General features: G+C 64.6%; 16 protein-coding genes. 7 read left to right on the top strand and 9 right to left on the bottom strand.

Annotated elements, in window-relative coordinates:
* The first annotated feature begins 271 nt into the window (after positions 1–271).
* Positions 272–1,759, top strand: coding sequence for a lipopolysaccharide biosynthesis protein (locus tag SxD43FB_RS17500; protein WP_096063291.1), 1,488 nt, complete (start codon positions 272–274; stop codon positions 1,757–1,759).
* Positions 1,760–1,781: 22 nt separating this feature from the next.
* Here SxD43FB_RS17500 and SxD43FB_RS17505 read toward each other — a convergent pair whose 3' ends face one another.
* Entirely contained in the window at positions 1,782–2,210 is a 429-nt protein-coding gene (locus SxD43FB_RS17505) for a CBS domain-containing protein (RefSeq protein ID WP_096063292.1), read from the bottom strand.
* 73 nt (positions 2,211–2,283) lie between these two features.
* On the opposite strand from SxD43FB_RS17505, the gene SxD43FB_RS17510 reads away from it, so the two are divergent.
* Positions 2,284–2,583, top strand: coding sequence for a hypothetical protein (locus tag SxD43FB_RS17510; protein ID WP_037479592.1), 300 nt, complete (start codon positions 2,284–2,286; stop codon positions 2,581–2,583).
* A complete protein-coding gene (locus SxD43FB_RS17515; protein WP_096063293.1) occupies positions 2,576–2,953 on the top strand; it encodes an acyl-CoA thioesterase in 378 nt (125 codons plus the stop codon). Before SxD43FB_RS17510 ends, SxD43FB_RS17515 begins: the two co-directional genes overlap by 8 nt.
* 3 nt (positions 2,954–2,956) lie before the next feature.
* Here SxD43FB_RS17515 and SxD43FB_RS17520 read toward each other — a convergent pair whose 3' ends face one another.
* The 6 genes from SxD43FB_RS17520 to hisS all read right to left on the bottom strand — a co-directional run bounded on the left by SxD43FB_RS17520 (position 2,957) and on the right by hisS (position 10,631).
* Complete coding sequence (locus SxD43FB_RS17520) at positions 2,957–4,471, bottom strand: hypothetical protein (protein ID WP_096063294.1); 1,515 nt, start codon at positions 4,469–4,471, stop codon at positions 2,957–2,959.
* Between the two features lie 10 nt (positions 4,472–4,481).
* The gene (locus SxD43FB_RS17525) at positions 4,482–5,885 is read right to left on the bottom strand and encodes a DUF4139 domain-containing protein (protein WP_096063295.1); all 1,404 of its coding nucleotides are present in this window, start codon (positions 5,883–5,885) and stop codon (positions 4,482–4,484) included.
* Positions 5,886–6,018: 133 nt separating this feature from the next.
* Complete coding sequence (locus SxD43FB_RS17530; RefSeq protein WP_096063296.1) at positions 6,019–6,969, bottom strand: DUF4167 domain-containing protein; 951 nt, start codon at positions 6,967–6,969, stop codon at positions 6,019–6,021.
* A 299-nt stretch (positions 6,970–7,268) separates the two neighbouring features.
* On the bottom strand, positions 7,269–8,084 hold the full coding sequence (prmC, locus tag SxD43FB_RS17535; RefSeq protein WP_096063297.1) for a peptide chain release factor N(5)-glutamine methyltransferase: 816 nt from the start codon (positions 8,082–8,084) through the stop codon (positions 7,269–7,271).
* Positions 8,081–9,172 carry a peptide chain release factor 1 gene (gene prfA, locus SxD43FB_RS17540; RefSeq protein WP_037473367.1) on the bottom strand — a complete coding sequence of 364 codons (1,092 nt, stop codon included), beginning with the start codon at positions 9,170–9,172 and terminating at the stop codon, positions 8,081–8,083. The genes prmC and prfA overlap by 4 nt, the downstream gene beginning before the upstream one ends.
* Positions 9,173–9,305: 133 nt before the next feature.
* A complete protein-coding gene (gene hisS, locus SxD43FB_RS17545; protein WP_096063298.1) occupies positions 9,306–10,631 on the bottom strand; it encodes a histidine--tRNA ligase in 1,326 nt (441 codons plus the stop codon).
* 143 nt (positions 10,632–10,774) lie between these two features.
* Between hisS and SxD43FB_RS17550 the strand changes: the two genes are divergently transcribed.
* Positions 10,775–12,706, top strand: coding sequence for a M61 family metallopeptidase (locus SxD43FB_RS17550; protein WP_096063334.1), 1,932 nt, complete (start codon positions 10,775–10,777; stop codon positions 12,704–12,706).
* Between the two features lie 37 nt (positions 12,707–12,743).
* Complete coding sequence (gene ppa, locus SxD43FB_RS17555; RefSeq protein WP_037473364.1) at positions 12,744–13,283, top strand: inorganic diphosphatase; 540 nt, start codon at positions 12,744–12,746, stop codon at positions 13,281–13,283.
* A 175-nt stretch (positions 13,284–13,458) separates the two neighbouring features.
* On the opposite strand, the gene SxD43FB_RS17560 is transcribed toward ppa, so the two are convergent.
* Positions 13,459–14,922 (bottom strand): PLP-dependent aminotransferase family protein, encoded by a 1,464-nt coding sequence (locus SxD43FB_RS17560; RefSeq protein WP_096063299.1) that lies wholly within the window; start codon positions 14,920–14,922, stop codon positions 13,459–13,461.
* Between the two features lie 155 nt (positions 14,923–15,077).
* On the opposite strand from SxD43FB_RS17560, the gene SxD43FB_RS17565 reads away from it, so the two are divergent.
* A complete protein-coding gene (locus SxD43FB_RS17565; RefSeq protein ID WP_096063300.1) occupies positions 15,078–16,262 on the top strand; it encodes a hypothetical protein in 1,185 nt (394 codons plus the stop codon).
* 155 nt (positions 16,263–16,417) lie between these two features.
* Here SxD43FB_RS17565 and SxD43FB_RS17570 read toward each other — a convergent pair whose 3' ends face one another.
* On the bottom strand, positions 16,418–16,897 hold the full coding sequence (locus SxD43FB_RS17570; protein WP_096063301.1) for a hypothetical protein: 480 nt from the start codon (positions 16,895–16,897) through the stop codon (positions 16,418–16,420).
* 86 nt (positions 16,898–16,983) lie between these two features.
* Between SxD43FB_RS17570 and gyrB the strand changes: the two genes are divergently transcribed.
* On the top strand, positions 16,984–19,473 hold the full coding sequence (gene gyrB, locus SxD43FB_RS17575; protein ID WP_096063302.1) for a DNA topoisomerase (ATP-hydrolyzing) subunit B: 2,490 nt from the start codon (positions 16,984–16,986) through the stop codon (positions 19,471–19,473).
* Positions 19,474–19,589 lie beyond the last annotated feature (116 nt).

A 19,589-nucleotide genomic window follows, 5' to 3' on the forward strand; every position in this document is an offset into this window, starting at 1 on the left:
TTCATCTAAACCAACAATGTCAAAGAACCAGCCAAACTAAAAACCGGACAACCAAGCCCACCTGATCCTTACGGTCCAGGTGAACCAGCGTCCCGCCATAGTGGCAACCTTCCAGAGCGCTTCCATAAGGCAGCGCCCCGTCCGGTGAACACGCCTCTAAGCGGGGAGGCCTGACCCGTCAAACGCTTTTTGCATTTTTGTTTCAGAAATTTTTGCAGGTTAAGGGCTACACCACGTTCGACGGCGACCATGGCCAAGGGTGACAAAGAGAATGAGTTTGCAGGATGCCGACGCGAATGACGCGGGATTCGGCGCGCGCATAAGAAGCGCGATCTTCTGGCGTTCGGGCAGCCAGATCGTCTCGCAGATGATGAGCTGGGTCGTGACCCTGGCCGTCATCCGCCTGCTCGATCCGGCGGACTATGGTCTGTTCGCCATGACGCAGGTGATCCTGAACTTCGCGACCTTCTTGAATGGCTATGGCCTGGTGAGCGCGTTGGTCCAATCCGATTCGGTCACGCCCCACCGGTTGCGGCAGGCATTCGGCATCATGCTGCTGCTCAATGGCGCACTGGCCGCGCTGCAACTGGCGATCGCGCCGATCGCGGCGGACTATTATGACCAGCCGATGGTCGCGGACCTGCTGCGGGTGCAGGCGCTGCTCTATCTATCCACACCCTTCATCTCCATTCCCGAAGCCATCATGGGACGGGCGCTGGATTTCAAACGGCCTGCCTTGGTCAATCTGATCGCGGCCTTCGCCTCGGCGGCCGTCGCGCTCTATGGGGCGCTGTCCGACTGGGGGGTGTGGACGCTGGTGTTTGCGCCGATCGCGGGATTCTGGATCAAGGGGCTGGGCTATATAGTGGCGACGGGTTTCCGGCCGATTCCCAGTTTCGATTTTCGCGGGACCGGGGCGATGGTGACCTATGGCGCGTCGCTGCTGGGTGGCCAGCTGTTCTGGATCGCGCAGAGTCAGGCGGATATCTTCATCGGCGGGCGGGTGCTGGAGCCGCATCAGCTTGGCCTTTATGCCGAAGCTTTGTTCCTGACGCAGATCTTCGTCAGCAAATTCATCCCGCCGCTCAACGATGTCGCCTTCCCCGCTTATGCGCGGATGCAGAAAGACCCGTCGCGCGTCGCTTGGTCCTTCTGCAAGGCGGTGCGGTTGCTGTTGCTGATTTCCTGTCCGGTCTATCTGGGCATGGCGGTGACGGCCGAGCCGCTGGTCGAGACATTGTTCGGCGTGAAGTGGTTGGAGATGGCCCCGTTCGTGGCGATTCTCGCGCTCGCCATGCCATTCATGACGGTGCAAGTGATGTTCGCGCCGGTGAGCAATGCGCTGGGTCGGCCCGGCACCACGGCGCGAGTCGCGGCGGTCGGTGCGGTGCTGATGCCGGTATCTTTTCTGATCGGCATCAAATTCGGTGCGATCGGGCTGGCGTGGGCCTGGCTGGGTGCCTTTCCGATTCTGACCGCAATCACCGCGCGGCTGGCGGGCGCGCCGATGGGGTTGCGCCTCATCGATCTGGTCCACGCGGCCGCGCCGGCGCTGGGCTGTTCGGTGTTGATGGCGGGTGTCGTGATGGCGGTTGATTTTCTGCTGCCGCCGCTGGCCGCGCCAATCCGGCTCGCGATCCTAGTGCCGACGGGCGGCATCGCGTTTCTTGCCGCGTTGATGCTGTGTTCGCGCGCCACGGTGATGGAACTGGTCGCGCTGGTGGTGCGGCGTGCGCCCCCAGCCCAGGCACCGGCCTGAACCGAGGGGGCAGCCGCCTGTTTCAAGCCGTCTGGATATAATCGCGCAGCGCGCTGGCTTCCGATTCGATGCTATCGATGCGGAATTTCACCAGATCGCCGATCGAAATCAGGCCGACCAACTGGCCATCGACCACCACCGGCAGATGGCGAATGCGCCGCTTGGTCATCAGCGAGAGGCCATGGATCACCTGCATCTTGTCATCCACGGTGATGGCGGGCGAGGTCATCAGGTCGCCCACCGGATGGTCGAGCGCCGCTGCGCCATCGGTCGCCACGCGATAGACCAGGTCGCGTTCGGAAAAGATGCCGACCACTTCGCCATCATCGACCACAGGCACGCAGCCGATTCGCCGATCGGCGAGCAACTGGACAGCGGACAACACCGTATCGGTGGACCGCACCTGGACGACATCGCCCCCCTTGCCCCGCAAAATCGCTGCAATCGTCATGGCTGCTCTCCTTCTGCCCTATAATTTGGTTCAGGCGCTTGATGATCCCACTTTCGCGGGCCAAAGAAAAGGGATGACACGCAAGCAAGCGCTCGATGATCCGCAGATCGCCGCCGTGGCCTGGACCCGGTTTCGCCGCATCATGGCGTGGATGGCGCTGGGCGGGGCGGCCTGCACCGCGCTGGCGCTGCTCTTTCTCTATTATCGGTCGGAAACCATGCCGATCCATATGATCATCGCGACCATATTGGGGGTGTGGCTGACCTTCATGCTGGGCACGGGGCTGATGGCGCTCGCCTTCCTGTCGCATGGCACCGGCCATGACGAGCAGGTGATGGACCGGTTGAAGGACGAGGTGCCGCTGGATGACTGACAAGCGCGACGATGTGGTGTTGCGGGTCATGCCACGCATCGCCGACATCAACGCCAACGGCCATATTTTCGGCGGCTGGGTGCTGAGCCAGATGGATATTGCAGGCGGCATCGTCGCGCATCGAATCGCGCAGGGGGCCGTGGCCACGGTCGCGATCGAGAGCATGAAGTTCATCACGCCGATTTTGCTGGGCGATGTCGTGTCGGTCTATGCCCATGAGGAGCGGCGCGGGCGGACCTCGCTCGCCATCCGCATCGAGGTGGTGGCGACGCGCGGGGCGGAGCAGGAGCAGGTCGATTTGACCAGCGGCCTGTTCACCTTCGTCGCGCTGGATGAGAATCACCGGCCGCGCCCCTTGCCCGCGACCTGATCATCAGCGGGGCGTCCGCAGGCGGTAGTCGAGTTGGGCCGTTCCCTGCGCGGGCACGGTGACCGCCCATAGCCAAGCCCCATCGCGACGGACGAGACGCGGACGTGATCCGACGAGTCGGTTGGCTTCGTCATCCTGCACGATGATTTCCGCGACCAGCGGTTCGGTGCCGCTATTGATCAGCCGAAGACCGTATCGCTGCGTTTTGTCATCGAAGGAGCGTTCGTAGCGCAAGTGCGGGCTTTGACCTGCGGCGATCTCTACCTTGTCGCCGATCGCCTGGTCACGCATTCGCGCCTGCGCCAGCAACAGCGATTCGCCCCCGCGCATCGCGAACAGCGACAGGCCGCCGGACGGGAGCGGCACCCCTGCCCCGCTTTCGCCCCGGTTGGTGAAGCGCAGCGTGCGGGTGAGCGGGCCGCCCTCGCTGGCCTCGCCCTGCGCCGACAACCGCGCGGTGTAGAGGATGGTGAAGGCAATCGCCCGCTGGTGCAGGAGGGCGACCTGCTTTTGGCTGCTGGGGTTGAGATCGACCGCCATGGGCACACGATACAATTTGAGGTCGCCCAGTTCCTCCTGCGTTGCGACGCGGCGACCCGTCACCATGATTTCCTGGGCCGCCATCATCGGCGGGGGTGGTGGTGGCGGGGGAGCCATGCCATATACCATCTCGTCATCCTCCCCGTCATAACTCGGTTCGGGCCAGCAGCTCAGGTAAAGCGGGGGCGTGTCCGGCGCGCGTCCGAGATCGGCATAATCCGATGTGCGGTTGAGTCGTCCCGCAATCGCCAGCAATCGGGCATCGGGGAAGGCGACGCTGTTGCCGTTGGCGACCGTCAGCCAGGCGAACAGGTCGAGCGTGCGCCCGTCCGGCGCGATTCGCGCGACATAGTCGGCAGCCCAATCGAAGCCGGTCGTGAGATAGGTGAGCGTCACATCGGCCTGCGTCGCTCGATCGCTCTGCGTGTCGATCGACAAGGTGGGGGTGACGGACAGGTCGGACGGCACGCTGTCATGGATCAGCGTTTCGGGCAGGCCCGAACAGCGCAACGCCTCTACCCCGTCCGCGCTTTCGATGACGAGCGCCTGGTCGGGCGTGGAGCGGACGATGGCGTCCTGCTCCACCACCTTGCCGGTCGCGGGGTCGGTACGGCGCAGATGCACCGCCTTGCCCAGCGCGCCGAGCGTCAGGCTGGCGGGCGACAGCAGCCGAGCGTCGCGATTTTTCTGGATGACGCCGCCGGGCAGGCCGGTCACCGCCGCGCTGACCGCGATCATGCCGTCCGCCACGCCCTCGAAGCGGATGGTCGAATCGCCGGGTGGGAGGGTGATGCGCCGCTGTTCGGTGACGAGCGCGAAGCCGGTGGGGAAGCGGGCGTTGATACTCCCCTCGCCGCGTTCGGGGTCGCGATAGACGGTGACCGAGCGGGAGTGCGCGCCGGGCGAGACGATAAGCGTCTGCGCAGACGCGGGCGCGCCCGTCATGACGAGCAGCAGCAGGATCAGCCAGCGGCGCATGCGCGGGCCGTCAGTAGCGGGTTTCGAAAATGGCGGTGAGGCTGGTGGTGCCGTTGGCGGGCACCGTCACCTGCCAGCGCGCGCTATTGCTGTCGATCCGCTGCGACGGCAGGCTTTCGCTGACGATGCGGGTATCGTCAAAGGCGAAGTCGAGGCCCGACTGGGTCAGTTCGATCGTGACCGGCTGATCCTTCGCATTGCTGAGGTCGTAGCGCATATGACTGCGCCATTTGCTGTTCGAGACACGCTCGCGCTGTTCCACGACGGGCTTGACCTTCACGTCGAAGGCGTCGCCGGTGGCGAGCGCCAGATCGCTGCCCATCGGCGTATGATCGACCTGATTTTCGCCGATGAACTGCGGCGCGCCGCCGGCATCCTTCATATAGAAGCGCACCGTTCCGGCGGGTAGCGCGTCGCCAAGGCCGCCTGCCCGTGCGGTCGAGAAATGCACGACGCTGCGGACGCTTTGCGGCTCTTCGCTGCTGGCGAGCCAGCCGTTGCGATAGGCATAGCCCGCGCGGGCGGGCACGCCCTGTACGTCGAGGAAACTGACCTGCTTGGTCTGGCGATCGGCGATTCGGGTGCGGGCGGCGATGGGGTAGAGGTAGAAATCGCCCAATTGCTCGCGCGGCGCGGTTTCGGTTCCGGCGCGGCGAAGGGCGGTGGCACGTTGCGGGCGATAGCCGCCCTGGCTTTGGCCGACGCTGCCCGCGACCAGCAGCGTGCGGGCATTGTCATAGCTGGTGCCGCTGGTGTTGGTGAGCGTGACCCAGCCCTGCACGTCGATCCGCCCGGCCTTCGCATCGAACAGCGCGACATAATCCGCCGCCCAGCCAAGCCCCGGCGTCAGATAGCGCAGCGAGGCCGCGCGGGTGCCGGCGCGGGCGCTGTCCACCGTCACCGACAGGGTCGGGCGCGCGCGCAGATTGGCGGGCACCTCGTCGAAGATGACGCGCACCGGCAGGCCATCGTCACGCAAAATTTCGATCCGCTGGCCGATTTGCAGCACCACGCCGCCCTGGACGCTCAGCACCTTGGCCTGTTCGCGCTGTTCCGCGCCAGTGGCGGGGTTGGTGCGGACGATGGTGACGGTGCGGCCGATCGCCTTTTCCATCAGTTTGCCGGGGGACAGCAGGTCGAAGTCGAAATTTTGTTCGACGATCGATGCGCCATCGGCGGCGAAGGACAGGGTTTCAGGCCGGATCTGCGCCGACACATCGGGAAATTCGATGCGGCTGATCCCGGCGGGGATGGCGAGTTGGCGCACATCCTGCACCAGCGCGAGATTATTATTGTAGATGGTGACGGCCACGTCGCCCTGCGCCGAGGCGGCGGTCGGGTTTGTCGCGTCCAGCGCCAGCGCGGCAGCGGGCAGGAGAGCGAGCAGGGGCGCAAGCAGGAACAAGCGGGGCATGGCGGCATCTCTCCGGTCGGAACGCCAGTGCCTTGTGCCGGATCGCGACGGGCTTGGAAAGCGGGCATGAAAAAGGGGATGGTGCATCGGCTGCGCCATCCCATTTTTTGTCCGGTAGAACCGCTGTGCGGCGTTATTCGGCCGCTTCCGTCGCGGGACGGGTGCGGCGGGTGCGCTTCTTGGGCGCTTCGACTTCACCGTCATTGTCGGCGCGACCGATGGCGGGCGGCAGCACGGTCAGGTCGAGGCTTTCGTTTGCCTGTTCGGCTTCGGGCACGACCTTGCGCGGGCGACCACGGCGGGGACGCGGCGCTTCGGCTTCGGGCTGCGGCGCGGGTGCCTGTTCGACGACGGGCTGCGGCGCGGGCGCGGCCTGCTCTACCGGAGCCTGCGATTCGGCGGCGACGGGGCGATCGCGCCGCGGACGGTCGCGACGGGCATTGCGATCCTCGCGCGGTTCGTCCTGGCGGCGATTCTGGTCGCGCGGGGCACGATCGCCGAACTCGCGGGGTGCGCGGTCGGCCTGATCGCGTTGCGGACGGTCGCCCTGGTCGCGTTGTCCGCGATCGGCATAATCGCGCTGGGGCCGGTCGCCCTGCTCGCGCGGGGCACGGTCGTTACGGTCATTGCGATCGTTACGGTCATTCTGCTCACGCGGGGCGCGATCGAAACCGGGCTGTTCGCGCGGCGTGCGGTCGTAGGACGAATTGTCGGTGCGGAATTCGTCGACACCGTCGGCGACGCCCTCGAAATCATCGCCATCCTCGTCGAAATTCTCGTCGGGGCGACGCTGGCGCTGGGGCTGGCCCTGCTGCTGTTCTTCCTGCCGGGCGCGATTGTCGGCCAGGACGCGGAAATAATGGTCAGCAAATTGGAGATAATATTCGGCATTGACCCGATCACCCGACATCTGGGCATCGCGCGCCATATTCTTGTATTTTTCAAGAAGCTGGGTCGCATTGCCACGGGCGCGATTGTCGATGCGGTTGCCGCTGTCGCCACCCCCGCCCCGATTGTTGGTGTTGGGACGTCCGTTATTATTCCGGCCGCGATTGCGGCGACCGGCCTGCCGGTTGTTGATCAAGATATGATCCTTGTGTTCGCTGTCATAACCTTGGCTGAAAACACTGTTCCGTCGCCATCCCCAAGCGCGACCCGCTCATCGGGCCGGATATAGCTCCGCAGGACATAGGCCATTATCTGGCTTATGCCGTCCAATGCCAGAGGTGCCGCGCAGCAGCGCCATCATGACTTTAAGGAGCTAGAAAACAGCTTTTCCATCAATGACCTAAAAGGGTCATGTCGCCGGAGCGTGCTGTTCCTGACGTCGATGTAATGGCTTTCATGGGATAAACCAAGCAAATTCGGCTTTATCATCGTTAATCATCGGGTGGCGACCAGGCAGCGGTCCAGCCCGGCCAGATCGCGCAGCGGCCGCACGGCAAGGCCGACGCCCTCCAGCAGCGCCGTAACGGCAAGGCGCTGGTCATGACCAATCTCGATCGCGGCCATGCCGCCCGGCGCGATCAGGCGCGGCAGGTCGGGTGCGATGCGGCGATAATCGTCCAGGCCATCGCTGCCCGCAAACAGCGCGCTGCCCGGTTCACGCAGCACATCGCCCGCCAGCGCTGCGTCGCGCGCGATATAGGGCGGGTTGATGAGGAGGAGGTCGAACGGGCCGTCCACCCCCTGCCCCCAATCACCGAGGCGGAATTGCGCGCGCGTCGCCAGGCCCAGCCGCGCGGCATTGCCCTGCGCGACGGCAAGCGCGCCGGGCGAGGTGTCGATCCCCAAGCCCTGCGCAATGGGCCATTCGCTCAGGGCCGCGAGCAGGAGCGCGCCGGAGCCGGTACCAAGGTCGAGAACGGACGCAGGCGCGCGCCCCGCGAAATGCGCGACCGCCGCGTCGATCAGCGTTTCGCTGTCGGGGCGCGGGATCAGCACGTCGGGCGTGACGGTCAGGCTGATCGTCCAGAAATCACGCATGCCGCTGATATAGGCGATCGGTTCGCCGTTCAGGCGGCGGTCGAGCAATGCGGCGAAGGCGGCGGGGACCGCCAGGTCGCGCTGGCGCAGCAGCATGTCGGCGCGCGAGAGGCCCAGCGCATGGGCCATCAGCAATTCGGCGTCGAGCCGCGCTGTGTCGCTGGTCGCGCTCAAACGGGCCGTAGCCTCGCGCAGCGCAGGCGCGATGCTCACCCCACCCCGTCCAGTTGCGCCAGCCGTGCGGCTTCGTCTTCGGCGATCAGCGCGTCGATGACTTCGGCAAGGCCCGGCCCTTCGAGAATTTCGGGCAGGCGGTGCAGCGTCAGGTTGATGCGGTGATCAGTGACGCGGCCTTGCGGGAAATTATAGGTGCGGATGCGTTCTGAGCGGTCGCCCGACCCGACCATCGCCTTGCGCGCGCCGGCCTGTTCGCTCTGGGTGCGTTGCCGTTCGGCTTCGTAGAGGCGCGCGCGCAGCACCTGCATCGCCTTCGCCTTATTCTTGTGCTGCGAGCGTTCGTCCTGCTGAATCACGACGAGGCCGCTGGGCAAATGGGTGATGCGGACGGCGGAGTCGGTGGTGTTGACGTGCTGGCCGCCTGCTCCGCTAGCGCGGTAAATGTCGATCTTGAGGTCGCCGTCAGCGATCTGGACATCGACTTCCTCCGGTTCGGGGAGGACGGCGACGGTCGCGGCGCTGGTGTGGATGCGCCCGCCGCTTTCGGTGACGGGGACGCGCTGGACGCGGTGGACGCCGCTTTCGAACTTGAGCTTGGCGAAGACGCCGGTGCCGGTGATGGAGGCGACGATTTCCTTGAAACCACCCGCTTCGGACGCGTTGGCCGTCATCTGCTCCATCTTCCAGCCCTGCGTATCGGCATAGCGCTGATACATGCGGAAGAGGTCGCCGGCGAACAGCGCGGCTTCGTCGCCGCCGGTTCCGGCGCGGATTTCCAGCATGGCGGGGCGGGCATCGGCGGAATCGCGGGGCAGCAGTTGCAGCGCCAGCGCGCGTTCGGCCTGGGGCAGCTGGCTTTTGAGGAGCTGCATTTCCTCCTGCGCCATTTCGCGCATCAACGGGTCGGCATCGGCGTCGACCCCGCCCGCCATATAATCGAGCGCGGCCAGTTCCTGCCGCAGGCGGCGCACTTCATGCGCGGCGCGGGCGACCGGCTCAATCTCGGCATATTCCTTCGACAGGCGCACGAACGCATCGGGGGCAAGGTCGGCGCGCGTCATCGACGCCTGCACCTCATCCCGGCGCGCCTCGATCTGCGCGATGCGTTCAGGCGAGATGTGCATTAAGTGTTGCCCCTAAATCCGTTCGGGCTGAGCTTGTCGAAGCCCCGTCCTTTCTTGCAGGCAGCAGAAAAACGGCCCTTCGACAAGCTCAGGGCGAACGAAGGTGGGGAGGCGCGATTGGCGGTGAAGGGCATTAGTCGGCCGTTGCCTTCACGCCTTCAAGCAGCGCTGGATTTCGCGCCATGCCTTCACCAACCAGCAGCATCTTCAACAGTTCATATGGAGAAGTCAGTGGCACTTCCTGCTGCTCACCCGACCGCAGATTTTTGAGCGCCATTACCCCTTGGGCGATTTCATCATCACCCAGGATAGCCGCAAATAACGCCCCGGAAGCATTCGCACGCTGCATCCGCTTTTTCATATTGCCGCGAAAACCCATGTCGCAGGCGATACCAGCGCGCCGCAGATCAGCGATGATGCCGGTGGCCTTCACTTCGGCGGCTTCCCCCATCGGGATGATGGCGACTGTTGGCTTCTCAATCTCCGGCGCATCCACAAGCATCGCCAGCCGCTCGATCCCCGCCGCCCAGCCGACCGCTGGCGTCGCAGGACCGCCCAGATTTTCGATCAGGCCGTCATAGCGCCCGCCGCCCAGCACCGTGCCCTGCGCGCCCAGGCGATCGGTGACGAATTCGAACGCGGTGTGGCGATAATAATCGAGGCCGCGCACGAGGCGCGCGTTGCGTTCCCAGGCGACGCCAGCGGCATCCAGGCCGCTCGTCACCTTGTCAAAGAAGCTGCGGGCTTCGTCGGTCAGATAGGCGTCGATGTCGGGCGCGCTGTCGGCAACGGGGCGGTCGCGCGGGTCTTTGCTGTCGAGTATGCGGAGTGGGTTGCGCTGCAGGCGATCGACGCTGTCTTCCGACAACTCCCCGCGATGCGCCTCGAAATGCGCGATCAGCGCGCCGCGCCAGGCGTCGCGGCTGGCGGCATCGCCCAGCGTGTTGAGCGTCAGCGTCACGCCGTCATCGATGCCCAATTCCTTGAGCAACTGGTCGGCCATGACCAGCAATTCCACGTCCGCGCCCGGCTCGGCCGCGCCGATGATTTCGGCGTCGAGCTGGTGGAACTGGCGGAAACGGCCCTTTTGCGGGCGTTCGTAGCGGAATAGCGGGCCGTGGGTCGCCACTTTAAGCGGCGCATATTGCTGCCAGCCCTCGGTGATATAGGCGCGGCTGATCCCGGCGGTAAATTCGGGGCGCAGGGTGATGCTGTCGCCGCCGCGATCGTCGAACGTGTACATTTCCTTGGACACGACGTCGGTGCTTTCGCCCAGCGAGCGGGCGAAGACGGCGGTGGATTCGAACACCGGCACTTCGACGCGTTGAAAGCCGTAGAGTTTGCGCACCCGGTCGAAGGTCGCGACCACATGCGCGAAGCGTTCCTGGAACGCTTCCGTGGTGCCGCCCAGCATGTCCTGCGTGCCGCGTACCGGACGCGGCGTTTCGATTTTAGCCATGGGGATGGGCCTTTAACCGCAATTGGCCCCCAAGGAAACGCGCTTTTTGCGCGCCTGCATCAAGGGGTGGACGCGCCCGCGTAGCGACGCCATTGTGCGGGCATGAGGGCCGTCCGGCCCAGACTGCATTTTCGGAGATGTTCATGATCCGCAGCCTTGCTGCCGCCCTTTTCCTGACAACGGGCCTTTCGACCGCGATTGTCAGCCCCCTTTTCGCGCAGGAGGCGATCCGGTCCAAGCCGACCGCCCTGCCCGTCGATGACGCGACCCCTGCCCCAAAAGACGTGCCCTATCCCGGTGGCACCATCAAGCTGGAGGTCGATGCGAGCGACACGACCCAGCGCATTTTTCGCGTGAAGGAAACGATTCCCGTTGCGGCCAGCGGTCCGATGACGCTGTTGATGCCTGCCTGGTTGCCCGGCAATCACGCGCCGCGCGGGCAGATCGAGAAGCTGACGGGGCTGACCATCACCGCCAATGGCCAGCCGGTGGCGTGGAAGCGCGATCCGCTCAACGTCTTCGGCTTCATCATCGACGTGCCGCAGGGCGCGCGCGAAGTCGTGGCGCAATTCCAGTTCCTGTCCGCGACCCAGCCCAATCAGGGCCGCGTCGTCATCACGCCCAAGATGCTGAACATCCAATGGGAAAGCGTCTCACTCTATCCGGCGGGCTATTATACGCGGCAGATCCCGGTGCAGGCGACCGTTACCTATCCGGCAGGCTGGCAGGCGGCGACCGCGCTGCGCGGGACCAAGAGCGGCAACCGCGTTGCCTATGAGACGATCGATTATGAGGCGTTGCAGGATTCGCCGGTCTTTGCGGGCCGCTATTTCAAGGCGGTGGACCTGGGCAAGAATGTGACGCTCAACATCGTCGCCGACGATGCCGACGAGTTGGACTATAAGCCCGAACAGATGGCCAAGCATAAGAAGCTGGTCGATGAAGCGGGCGCGCTGTTCGGCAGCTATCATTTCGACCATTATGATTTCCTGCTGGCGCTGACCGACGAGATGGGCGGTATCGGCCTGGAGCATCATCGCTCCTCGGAAAACCAGGTCGAGCCGGGCTATTTCAAGAAATGGGAGTCGGGCGAGGCGCTGCTGGACCGCAACCTGTTGCCGCATGAATTCACCCATAGCTGGGACGGCAAGTTCCGCCGCCCCGATTTGCTGTGGACCCCCGATTTCCGCACGCCGATGCAGGATAATCTGCTGTGGGTCTATGAAGGGCAGACGCAGTTCTGGGGCTATGTGCTGGGTGCCCGGTCGGGGATGTTCACCAAGCAGGAAACGCTGGACGCCTATGCCCAGATCGCGGCCAAGCTCGATACCAATGTCGGGCGGCAATGGCGGCCGATGGAAGACACCACCCATGATCCGATCATCTCCGCGCGGCGGCCCAAGGGCTGGGCCAGTTGGCAGCGGTCGGAGGATTATTATAATGAAGGGCTGATGATCTGGCTGGAGGCCGATGCGATCATTTCGAAGGCGACGCGCGGCACCAAGGGGCTGGACGATTTCGCCAAGGCGTTCTTCGGCGTGAAGCCGGGCGACTGGGGCCAGCTCGTCTATAATCGCCAGGATGTGATCGATACGCTCAACGGCATCGCGCCTTATGACTGGGCCGGTTTCTTCCGCACCTATGTCGACAGCCCGACCAAGGAAACGCCCAAGGGCGGCTTCATCCTGGGCGGCTATAAGCTGGTCTATGGCGACGAACCGAACGCCATCACCAAGGCCGCCGAGGGCGCGAACAAGATGGTCGACCAGAGCTTTGGCCTGGGCGCGATCGTCAAGAATGACGGCGATATCAGCGCCGTCATCTGGGACAGTGCGGCGTTCAAGGCCGGGCTGGTGATCGGTGCCAAGATCGTGGCGGTCAATGGCGACGAATTTTCCAGCGACGTGTGGAAGGCGGCAATCAAGGCCAAGCAGCCGATCCAGATCATCCTAAAGCAGGATAAATATTACCGCACATTGTCACTCGATTATTCGGGCGGGCTGCGCTATCCGCGCCTCGAAAAGACAGGAGAGGGTGAAGGCAGTCTCGACCGACTGCTCAAGCCGAGAACATAATCACCCGTAGCGCATCATCGTAGCAAAAGGCGTTTCCATGAATATCGAACTGATCCCGGTGGGCGACGATCCGCCAAACAGCCTGAACGTCATCATCGAAGTGCCGGTCGGCGGCGAGCCGGTGAAATATGAATTCGACAAGGCGTCGGGCGCGCTGTTCGTGGACCGCATTTTGCATACGCCGATGCGTTACCCCGCCAATTATGGCTTCGTGCCGCACACGCTGTCGCCCGATGGCGATCCGCTCGACGCGCTCGTCATCGCGCGCTCGCCCTTCGTCCCCGGTTCGGTCGTGCGCGCGCGCCCGATCGCGGTGCTGAATCTGGAAGACGAGGCCGGCGGCGACGAAAAGCTGGTGTGCGTCCCCGACAACAAGACCTTCCCTTATTATGCCGACATCAGCGAGAAGGACGACCTGCCCGGCATCGTGATGGAGCAGATCGAGCATTTCTTCACCCACTATAAGGACTTGGAAAAGACCAAGTGGGTCCGCATCGGCACCTGGGGCGGCGCGGAAGACGCCAAGCAGATCACGCTGGAAGCCATCGCCCGCTATCAGGCGGCGAAGGCAGGCTGAGGCTGTAAGGTTTGAGCGAATTAAGAGGCCGCGCGGGGTGACCTGCGCGGCCTTTTTTGTGGCAGACAAGTGGCAGCGTCGAGCCCCCTCATCCAACTTCGCCTAAGTGCCTGCGGCACCAAGGCTGCGTATCCTTCTCCCCGCCGGGAAGAAGGGGCATCTACTCGTTACCCCCTCAAATCAATCGGTCTGCTTCCAGCGCGAGCGCGAGCGAATCGCGGCTTCTGGGCAGGCGGGCGTGGAGGCGGGCGTCGGCTTCGGCGAGGCGTTCGATGCCGGTCGCGAGTTGCTCTTCGGACAGAGTGAAGGGCAGCCGCAGGAAGCGTTCGAACGCGCCGCTGACGCCGAAGCGCGGTCCCGGCGCGACGCGCACGCCCAGATTTTCGGCTAGCGCCGCGAGTGCGGTGGCTTCGGCGCGGGGGAGTTGCGCCCAGAGCGACAGGCCGCCCGCAGGCGCTTCGACCCGCCAATGGGGCAGATGCCGGTCGATCAGGCCAAGCAGATGGTCGCGCCGGTCGCGCAGCATCGCGGCGCGGCTGCCAAGCCCCTCGCCCGCATCCAGCAGATGCGCGACGGCGAGCTGTTCGAGGACGGGGCTGGCCATGTCGGTCGTCGTGCGCAGGCGGGCGAGCGCGGCGATCGTCTGCGGGTCGGCGCGAATCCAGCCGGTGCGCAGGCCGCCCCAATAGATTTTGCTGGCCGAACCCATGGTGATGACCTGCCGCCCCGACGGATCGTGCAGCGCGACCGGCGGCGGGGCGGTGAAATCGAGGCCCATCGCCGCCATCGTCTCGTCGATCACCAGCGGCGTGTGGCTGCGCGCGGCGACCGCGACCAGCGCGCGGCGCGTGGCCGGGTCCATGCTGCGCCCGGTGGGATTGTGGAAATCGGCGATGATATAGGCAAAGCGGGGGGCCGTCTGGCGGAAGGCGGCGTCCATCGCGTCGATATCCCAGCCCTGGGTGGGGAGGCCCACGGGCACCGGCACGACATGGGCCCGCTGCAACGCCTGGATCGCATTATGATAGGTCGGATGATCGATGACGACGCGGTCGCCCGGCCCGGCGAGCCAGTGGAGCAGCAGCGAAAAGCCCTGCTGCGCGCCGTTGGTGACGATGATCTGGTCCGGGCTGGTCGGGCAACCGCGCCGTTCATAATCGGCGGCGATCGCACGGCGCAGAACGGGAAGGCCAAGCGGATCATAGCCAAGGTCGCCCAGATGCGCGGGCAGCGCGTCGAGCGCGGCGGCATAGGCGCGCGCCACGCCGGGCGCGGCGGGGAGCGCGGCATGGGTCCAGTTCAGGAGGTTGCCGCCGCTGGCGATGTCGTCGTCGGCTGGTGGTGCGGGCGCGTCGCCGGGTGGCAGGCGCGTGACGCTGCCTGACCCCTGGCGACTTTCAAGATAGCCTTCGTCGCGCAGCCGATCGAAGGCGGCGGCGATGGTGGTCCGGCTGAGTCCGAGCGCGGCGGCCAATTCCCGCTCGCCGGGCAGGCGGACGTTGAGGCCGATCCGGCCGTCCAGCACCAGCATCCGCAAGGCCTGCGCAAGCTGGCGATAGGCGGGCTGGGCGCTATCCAGTGCGCGCCACGCGCCGAGCAGGCGCAGCAGCGAGGGCGGGCGAAGGTGCGAAGTGGACATGGCCTAGCGTTCCATTTGGGGAGCAATGCCATGCCATTTACCGCGCAATGGCCCTGATGGGAAAGGCCAGTTGCAGCGAACCTGCCTGCGCCGTTGACCTGTCGGATCAGATGGGCATGATCCCGCCAACCCGTTGATCCCAGGAGCCTGACCCCATGCGCCCCGTCCTTGCCTGCGCCCTTCTTCTGATGTTGGGTGCCGCTGCGCCCTCCCCGCCTGCCCTGTCGCCGCTGGCGTTCGAGCAGATTGCACCGGCTGGCACCAAAATGCCGCGTTTCAAGGTGGATGCCGCCTGGCCGACGATGCCGGACGACCTTTTGCTGGGGCAAGTGAGCGGCGTCGCGGTGGGGCCAGACGATTCGGTCTGGGTCGTGCATCGGCCCCATTCGCTGACCGGCACCGACACGGGCTTGGCGCAGACGCCGCCGATCGCGGTCTGCTGCAAGCCTGCGCCGCCGGTGGTGCGGTTCGCCAAGGATGGCACGTATATGGGCGGCTGGGGCGGCGCGGCGAGCGCGCCCACGGTCGATGGTGTCAGCCAGTGGCCCGCCAGCCTGCATGGCATATTCATCGATCAGGCCAACACGGTCTGGTTCGGCGGCAATGGCAAGGACGATCATGTCGTGCTGAACTATAGCGCGGACGGCACATTCTTGCGCGCCTTTGGCCAACGGGGCGAGACCAAGGGCAATGATTCGACCGACCGGCTCGGCAATCCGTCCGACGTGCATCAGGTCGATGGCATGGTGCTGGTGTCCGATGGCTATGTGAACCGGCGGGTGATCGGCTTCGACGCGAAGACCAACGGTTATAAGGGGCGCTGGGGCGCCTATGGCAAGCCGCCGATCGCGCCGACCCGTCAAGGGGCCTTCGACCAGAGCCATGCGGTCGATCCCAGCAAGGTGGCCAATCCCAAGTCCGACATCTTTGGCGACATCGTGCATTGCGTGGTGCCGACGAAGGATGGGCATGTCTATGTGTGCGACCGCAACAACAACCGGGCGCAATTGTTCAAGCGCGGCAAGGACGGGGCGCTGACTTTCGTCCGCGATCTCGCCATCGCCCCGGAAACCGGGGGCACGCATACGGTGACCGACATCGCCTTCTCGCCTGACCCGGAGCAGACCTATCTCTATGTCGCCGACATGATGAACGGGCGGGTGTGGATTTTGCTGCGCAAGACGCATGAAGTGTTGGGGGCGGTCGGGCGGATCGGGCGGCAGGCGGGACAGTTCACCTGGCTGCACAGCATCGATACCGATAGCGAAGGCAATATCTATACGACCGAGGTCAATACAGGGCGGCGGGTGCAGAAGCTGGTGTTTACCGGAGTCGAGTGAATGGGTTCACGCGGAGGCGCGGGGACGCGGAGGGATATTGGGGCGAGCCAGACCTGCCGTCTGCTGCCGCTCGTGGCTTGGTACGGTAGAGAGATGGATTTGCCGCTTTACGGCCCACCCTCTCCGCGTCTTCGCGCCTCCGCGTGAACCCGATCCTACCCGCCGATCAACCGCATATAGGGGCTGGCGAGCCAGCCGCTGACGCAGGGGCCGTCATAGGGTTGTTTGCGGTCCACGGGCGACGACACGCCGCAATCGCCCGCCGGTTCGCCCTCTTGCGCGGGTGCGGGCTGCACGACGACGCCCAGCCATTTCTGGTCGAGGCTGCGGGTGCAGATATAGGCGCGCTGGCCTTCGGGCAGTTGGGCGATCACCTTGGCATCGGCGAACGGCGCGGCGAGCAGGGGAAGCCCCCCTGCCCCGCTGCGGCTTACCTGGCCAAGGCCACCACAGGCGTCGAGCCGTGGCCCGTCTTCGCCGATCGTCACGGGCCGAGCGGATGGCGTATCCATGCGGGTTTCGGAAACCTCCGGGCGCGGCGCATCGGCGAGTGAGCTGTTGGGCAGTTCGTCCAGCACCTCGCGGCTGTCGGAGCAGGCGGTGAGCATCAGGATGAGGGCAAGGGTTCGGACCATGGAGACGGGATAGACCGGCAGGCTGGTGGGGGGAAGGGCCCATGTTTCGCTTTAGTTTCAGCCCGCCTTTCCCTATAGGCTGGGCTATGAGCGAAGAACCCGTAAACTCCCCGAACAGCAACGAATATGGCGCCGACAGCATCAAGGTGCTGAAAGGTCTGGACGCGGTCCGCAAGCGGCCGGGCATGTATATCGGCGATACCGATGATGGCAGCGGCCTGCACCATATGGTGTTCGAGGTGAGCGACAATGCGATCGACGAGGCGCTGGCCGGACATTGCGACCGGATCGACATCACGCTGAACCCCGATGGATCGGTCAGCGTGATGGACAATGGTCGTGGCATCCCGACCGGCATCCATACCGAAGAAGGCGTGTCGGCGGCCGAGGTCATCATGACCCAGCTGCACGCCGGGGGTAAGTTCGAGAATACGTCGGACGACAATGCCTATAAGGTATCGGGCGGCCTGCATGGCGTGGGCGTGTCCGTGGTGAACGCGCTGTCCGACTGGCTGGAGCTGAACATCTGGCGCGACGGCCAGGAACATTGGATGCGGTTCCGCCATGGCGATGCCGAAGCGCCGCTCAAGGTGCTGGGTCCGGCCGCGCCGGGGCAGAAGGGCACGAAGGTCACCTTCATGTTCTCGACCGACACGTTCAAAAATGTCACCGACTATGATTTCGACAAGCTGGAGCATCGCTATCGCGAGTTGGCGTTCCTCAACAGCGGCGTGCGCCTGTTCCTGACGGATGCGCGTCATGAGGAGAGCAAGACGGTCGAACTCTATTATGAAGGCGGCATCGCGGCCTTCGTCAGCTATCTCGATCGCAACAAATCGGCGATGATGCCGGAGCCGATCGCCATTTCGGGCACGCGTGACAATGTGACCATCGAAGTCGCGCTGGAGTGGAACGACAGCTATTATGAAAATGTGCTGTGCTTCACCAATAATATCCCGCAGCGCGACGGCGGCACCCATTTGGCGGCGTTCCGCGCCGCGCTGACCCGCACCCTCAACAATTATGCCGAAAAGTCGGGCATGTTGAAGAAGGAGAAGGTGAGCCTGACCGGCGAGGATATGCGCGAAGGGCTAACCGCGATCGTCTCGGTCAAGCTGCCCGATCCCAAATTCTCGTCGCAGACCAAGGACAAGCTGGTCAGTTCCGAAGTGCGCCAGCCATTGGAAAGCCTGATGGCCGACAAGATGGCCGAGTGGCTGGAGGAAAATCCCGCCCACGGCAAGATGATCATCCAGAAGGTGATCGACGCCGCCGCCGCGCGCGAGGCCGCCAAGAAGGCGCGCGAGCTGACCCGGCGCAAGGGCGTGTTGGATATCGCCAGCCTGCCCGGCAAGCTGGCCGATTGTCAGGAGCGCGACCCGGCCAAGTCCGAACTATTCCTGGTCGAGGGCGATTCGGCTGGCGGTTCGGCAAAGCAAGGCCGCAACCGGCATAATCAGGCGATCCTGCCGCTGAAGGGCAAGATCCTGAACGTCGAGCGAGCGCGCTTCGACAAGATGTTGTCGTCCAAGGAAGTCGGCACGCTCATTCAGGCGATGGGCACGGGCATTCGCGACGATTTCAACCTGGAAAAGCTGCGCTACCACAAGATCGTCATCATGACCGACGCGGACGTCGATGGCGCGCATATCCGCACGCTGTTGCTGACCTTCTTCTATCGCCAGATGCCGCAGATCATCGAGGGCGGGCACCTCTATATCGCCCAGCCGCCGCTCTATAAGGCGACGCGGGGCCGCAGCGAACTCTATCTGAAGAACGATACCGCGCTGGAGCAATATCTGGTCGATAATGGTGTCGAATCGATGGTGCTGGAGGGACCAGCCGGCACGCGGACCGGCAATGACCTCAAGAGCCTGGTCGATCATGCGCGGCGGATGCGCGCGGTGATGCGCTACGTCCCCCGCCGTTATGACCCGGCGATCATCGAGGCGCTGAGCCTGACCGGGGCGCTCGACCCCGAATTGTCGCAGGACGAGCAGGCAACCCGACTGGCCGCTGCCGTTGCCTGGATGGGCGCGCAGGATGCCGAGGGCAAATGGACCGGCCGGATCGCCGAAGAAGGCGGTTTCCATTTCGAACGGCTGTGGCGCGGCGTGACCGACCATCATGTCATCGAACATGGCTTCGTCGGGTCGGCCGAGGCGCGCAAGTTGCACACATTGGCGAGCGAAGAATCGCAAAGCTATCTGACCCCTGCCCGGCTGGTGACGGCCAAGGCGGCGATGGCGGCCGAGGAAGCGGGCGACGACGACCTGCCTGCGGCACCGGCCAAGGGCATGACGCTGGTGACGCGGCCGAGCGAATTGCTGGAAGCGATTTTGGCGGCCGGGCGCAAGGGGCTGGCGATCCAGCGCTACAAGGGGCTGGGCGAGATGAATGCCGAGCAGCTGTGGGAAACCACGCTGGACCCCGACAACCGGTCGATGCTGCGGGTCGAGGTCGAGCAGGCGGATATTGCCGACGAGATTTTCAGCCGCCTGATGGGCGAAGTCGTCGAACCGCGGCGCGAGTTCATTCAGGATAATGCGCTGAACGTCGCCAATCTGGACGTCTAAAGCGGACAGCGAAGCGGACATTGGTTTGCGAAAATGACGTTGGACGGGGGTGGTTCGCCGCCCCGTCCGGTGTCGCCCCATGTCCGCTTTGGTTGATCGGAAGATGCTGAAATAGC

Source organism: Sphingobium sp. D43FB, assembly GCF_002312805.1.
Lineage (GTDB): Bacteria > Pseudomonadota > Alphaproteobacteria > Sphingomonadales > Sphingomonadaceae > Sphingobium.

Coding starts and splice junctions, on each gene's coding strand:
- SxD43FB_RS17500 (WP_096063291.1), top strand. CDS start 272: ATGAGTTTGCAGGATGCCGACGCGAATGACGCGGGATTCGGCGCGCGC.
- SxD43FB_RS17505 (WP_096063292.1), bottom strand. CDS start 2,210: ATGACGATTGCAGCGATTTTGCGGGGCAAGGGGGGCGATGTCGTCCAG.
- SxD43FB_RS17510 (WP_037479592.1), top strand. CDS start 2,284: ATGACACGCAAGCAAGCGCTCGATGATCCGCAGATCGCCGCCGTGGCC.
- SxD43FB_RS17515 (WP_096063293.1), top strand. CDS start 2,576: ATGACTGACAAGCGCGACGATGTGGTGTTGCGGGTCATGCCACGCATC.
- SxD43FB_RS17520 (WP_096063294.1), bottom strand. CDS start 4,471: ATGCGCCGCTGGCTGATCCTGCTGCTGCTCGTCATGACGGGCGCGCCC.
- SxD43FB_RS17525 (WP_096063295.1), bottom strand. CDS start 5,885: ATGCCCCGCTTGTTCCTGCTTGCGCCCCTGCTCGCTCTCCTGCCCGCT.
- prfA (WP_037473367.1), bottom strand. CDS start 9,172: ATGCACATCTCGCCTGAACGCATCGCGCAGATCGAGGCGCGCCGGGAT.
- hisS (WP_096063298.1), bottom strand. CDS start 10,631: ATGGCTAAAATCGAAACGCCGCGTCCGGTACGCGGCACGCAGGACATG.
- SxD43FB_RS17550 (WP_096063334.1), top strand. CDS start 10,775: ATGATCCGCAGCCTTGCTGCCGCCCTTTTCCTGACAACGGGCCTTTCG.
- ppa (WP_037473364.1), top strand. CDS start 12,744: ATGAATATCGAACTGATCCCGGTGGGCGACGATCCGCCAAACAGCCTG.
- SxD43FB_RS17560 (WP_096063299.1), bottom strand. CDS start 14,922: ATGTCCACTTCGCACCTTCGCCCGCCCTCGCTGCTGCGCCTGCTCGGC.
- SxD43FB_RS17565 (WP_096063300.1), top strand. CDS start 15,078: ATGCGCCCCGTCCTTGCCTGCGCCCTTCTTCTGATGTTGGGTGCCGCT.
- SxD43FB_RS17570 (WP_096063301.1), bottom strand. CDS start 16,897: ATGGTCCGAACCCTTGCCCTCATCCTGATGCTCACCGCCTGCTCCGAC.
- gyrB (WP_096063302.1), top strand. CDS start 16,984: ATGAGCGAAGAACCCGTAAACTCCCCGAACAGCAACGAATATGGCGCC.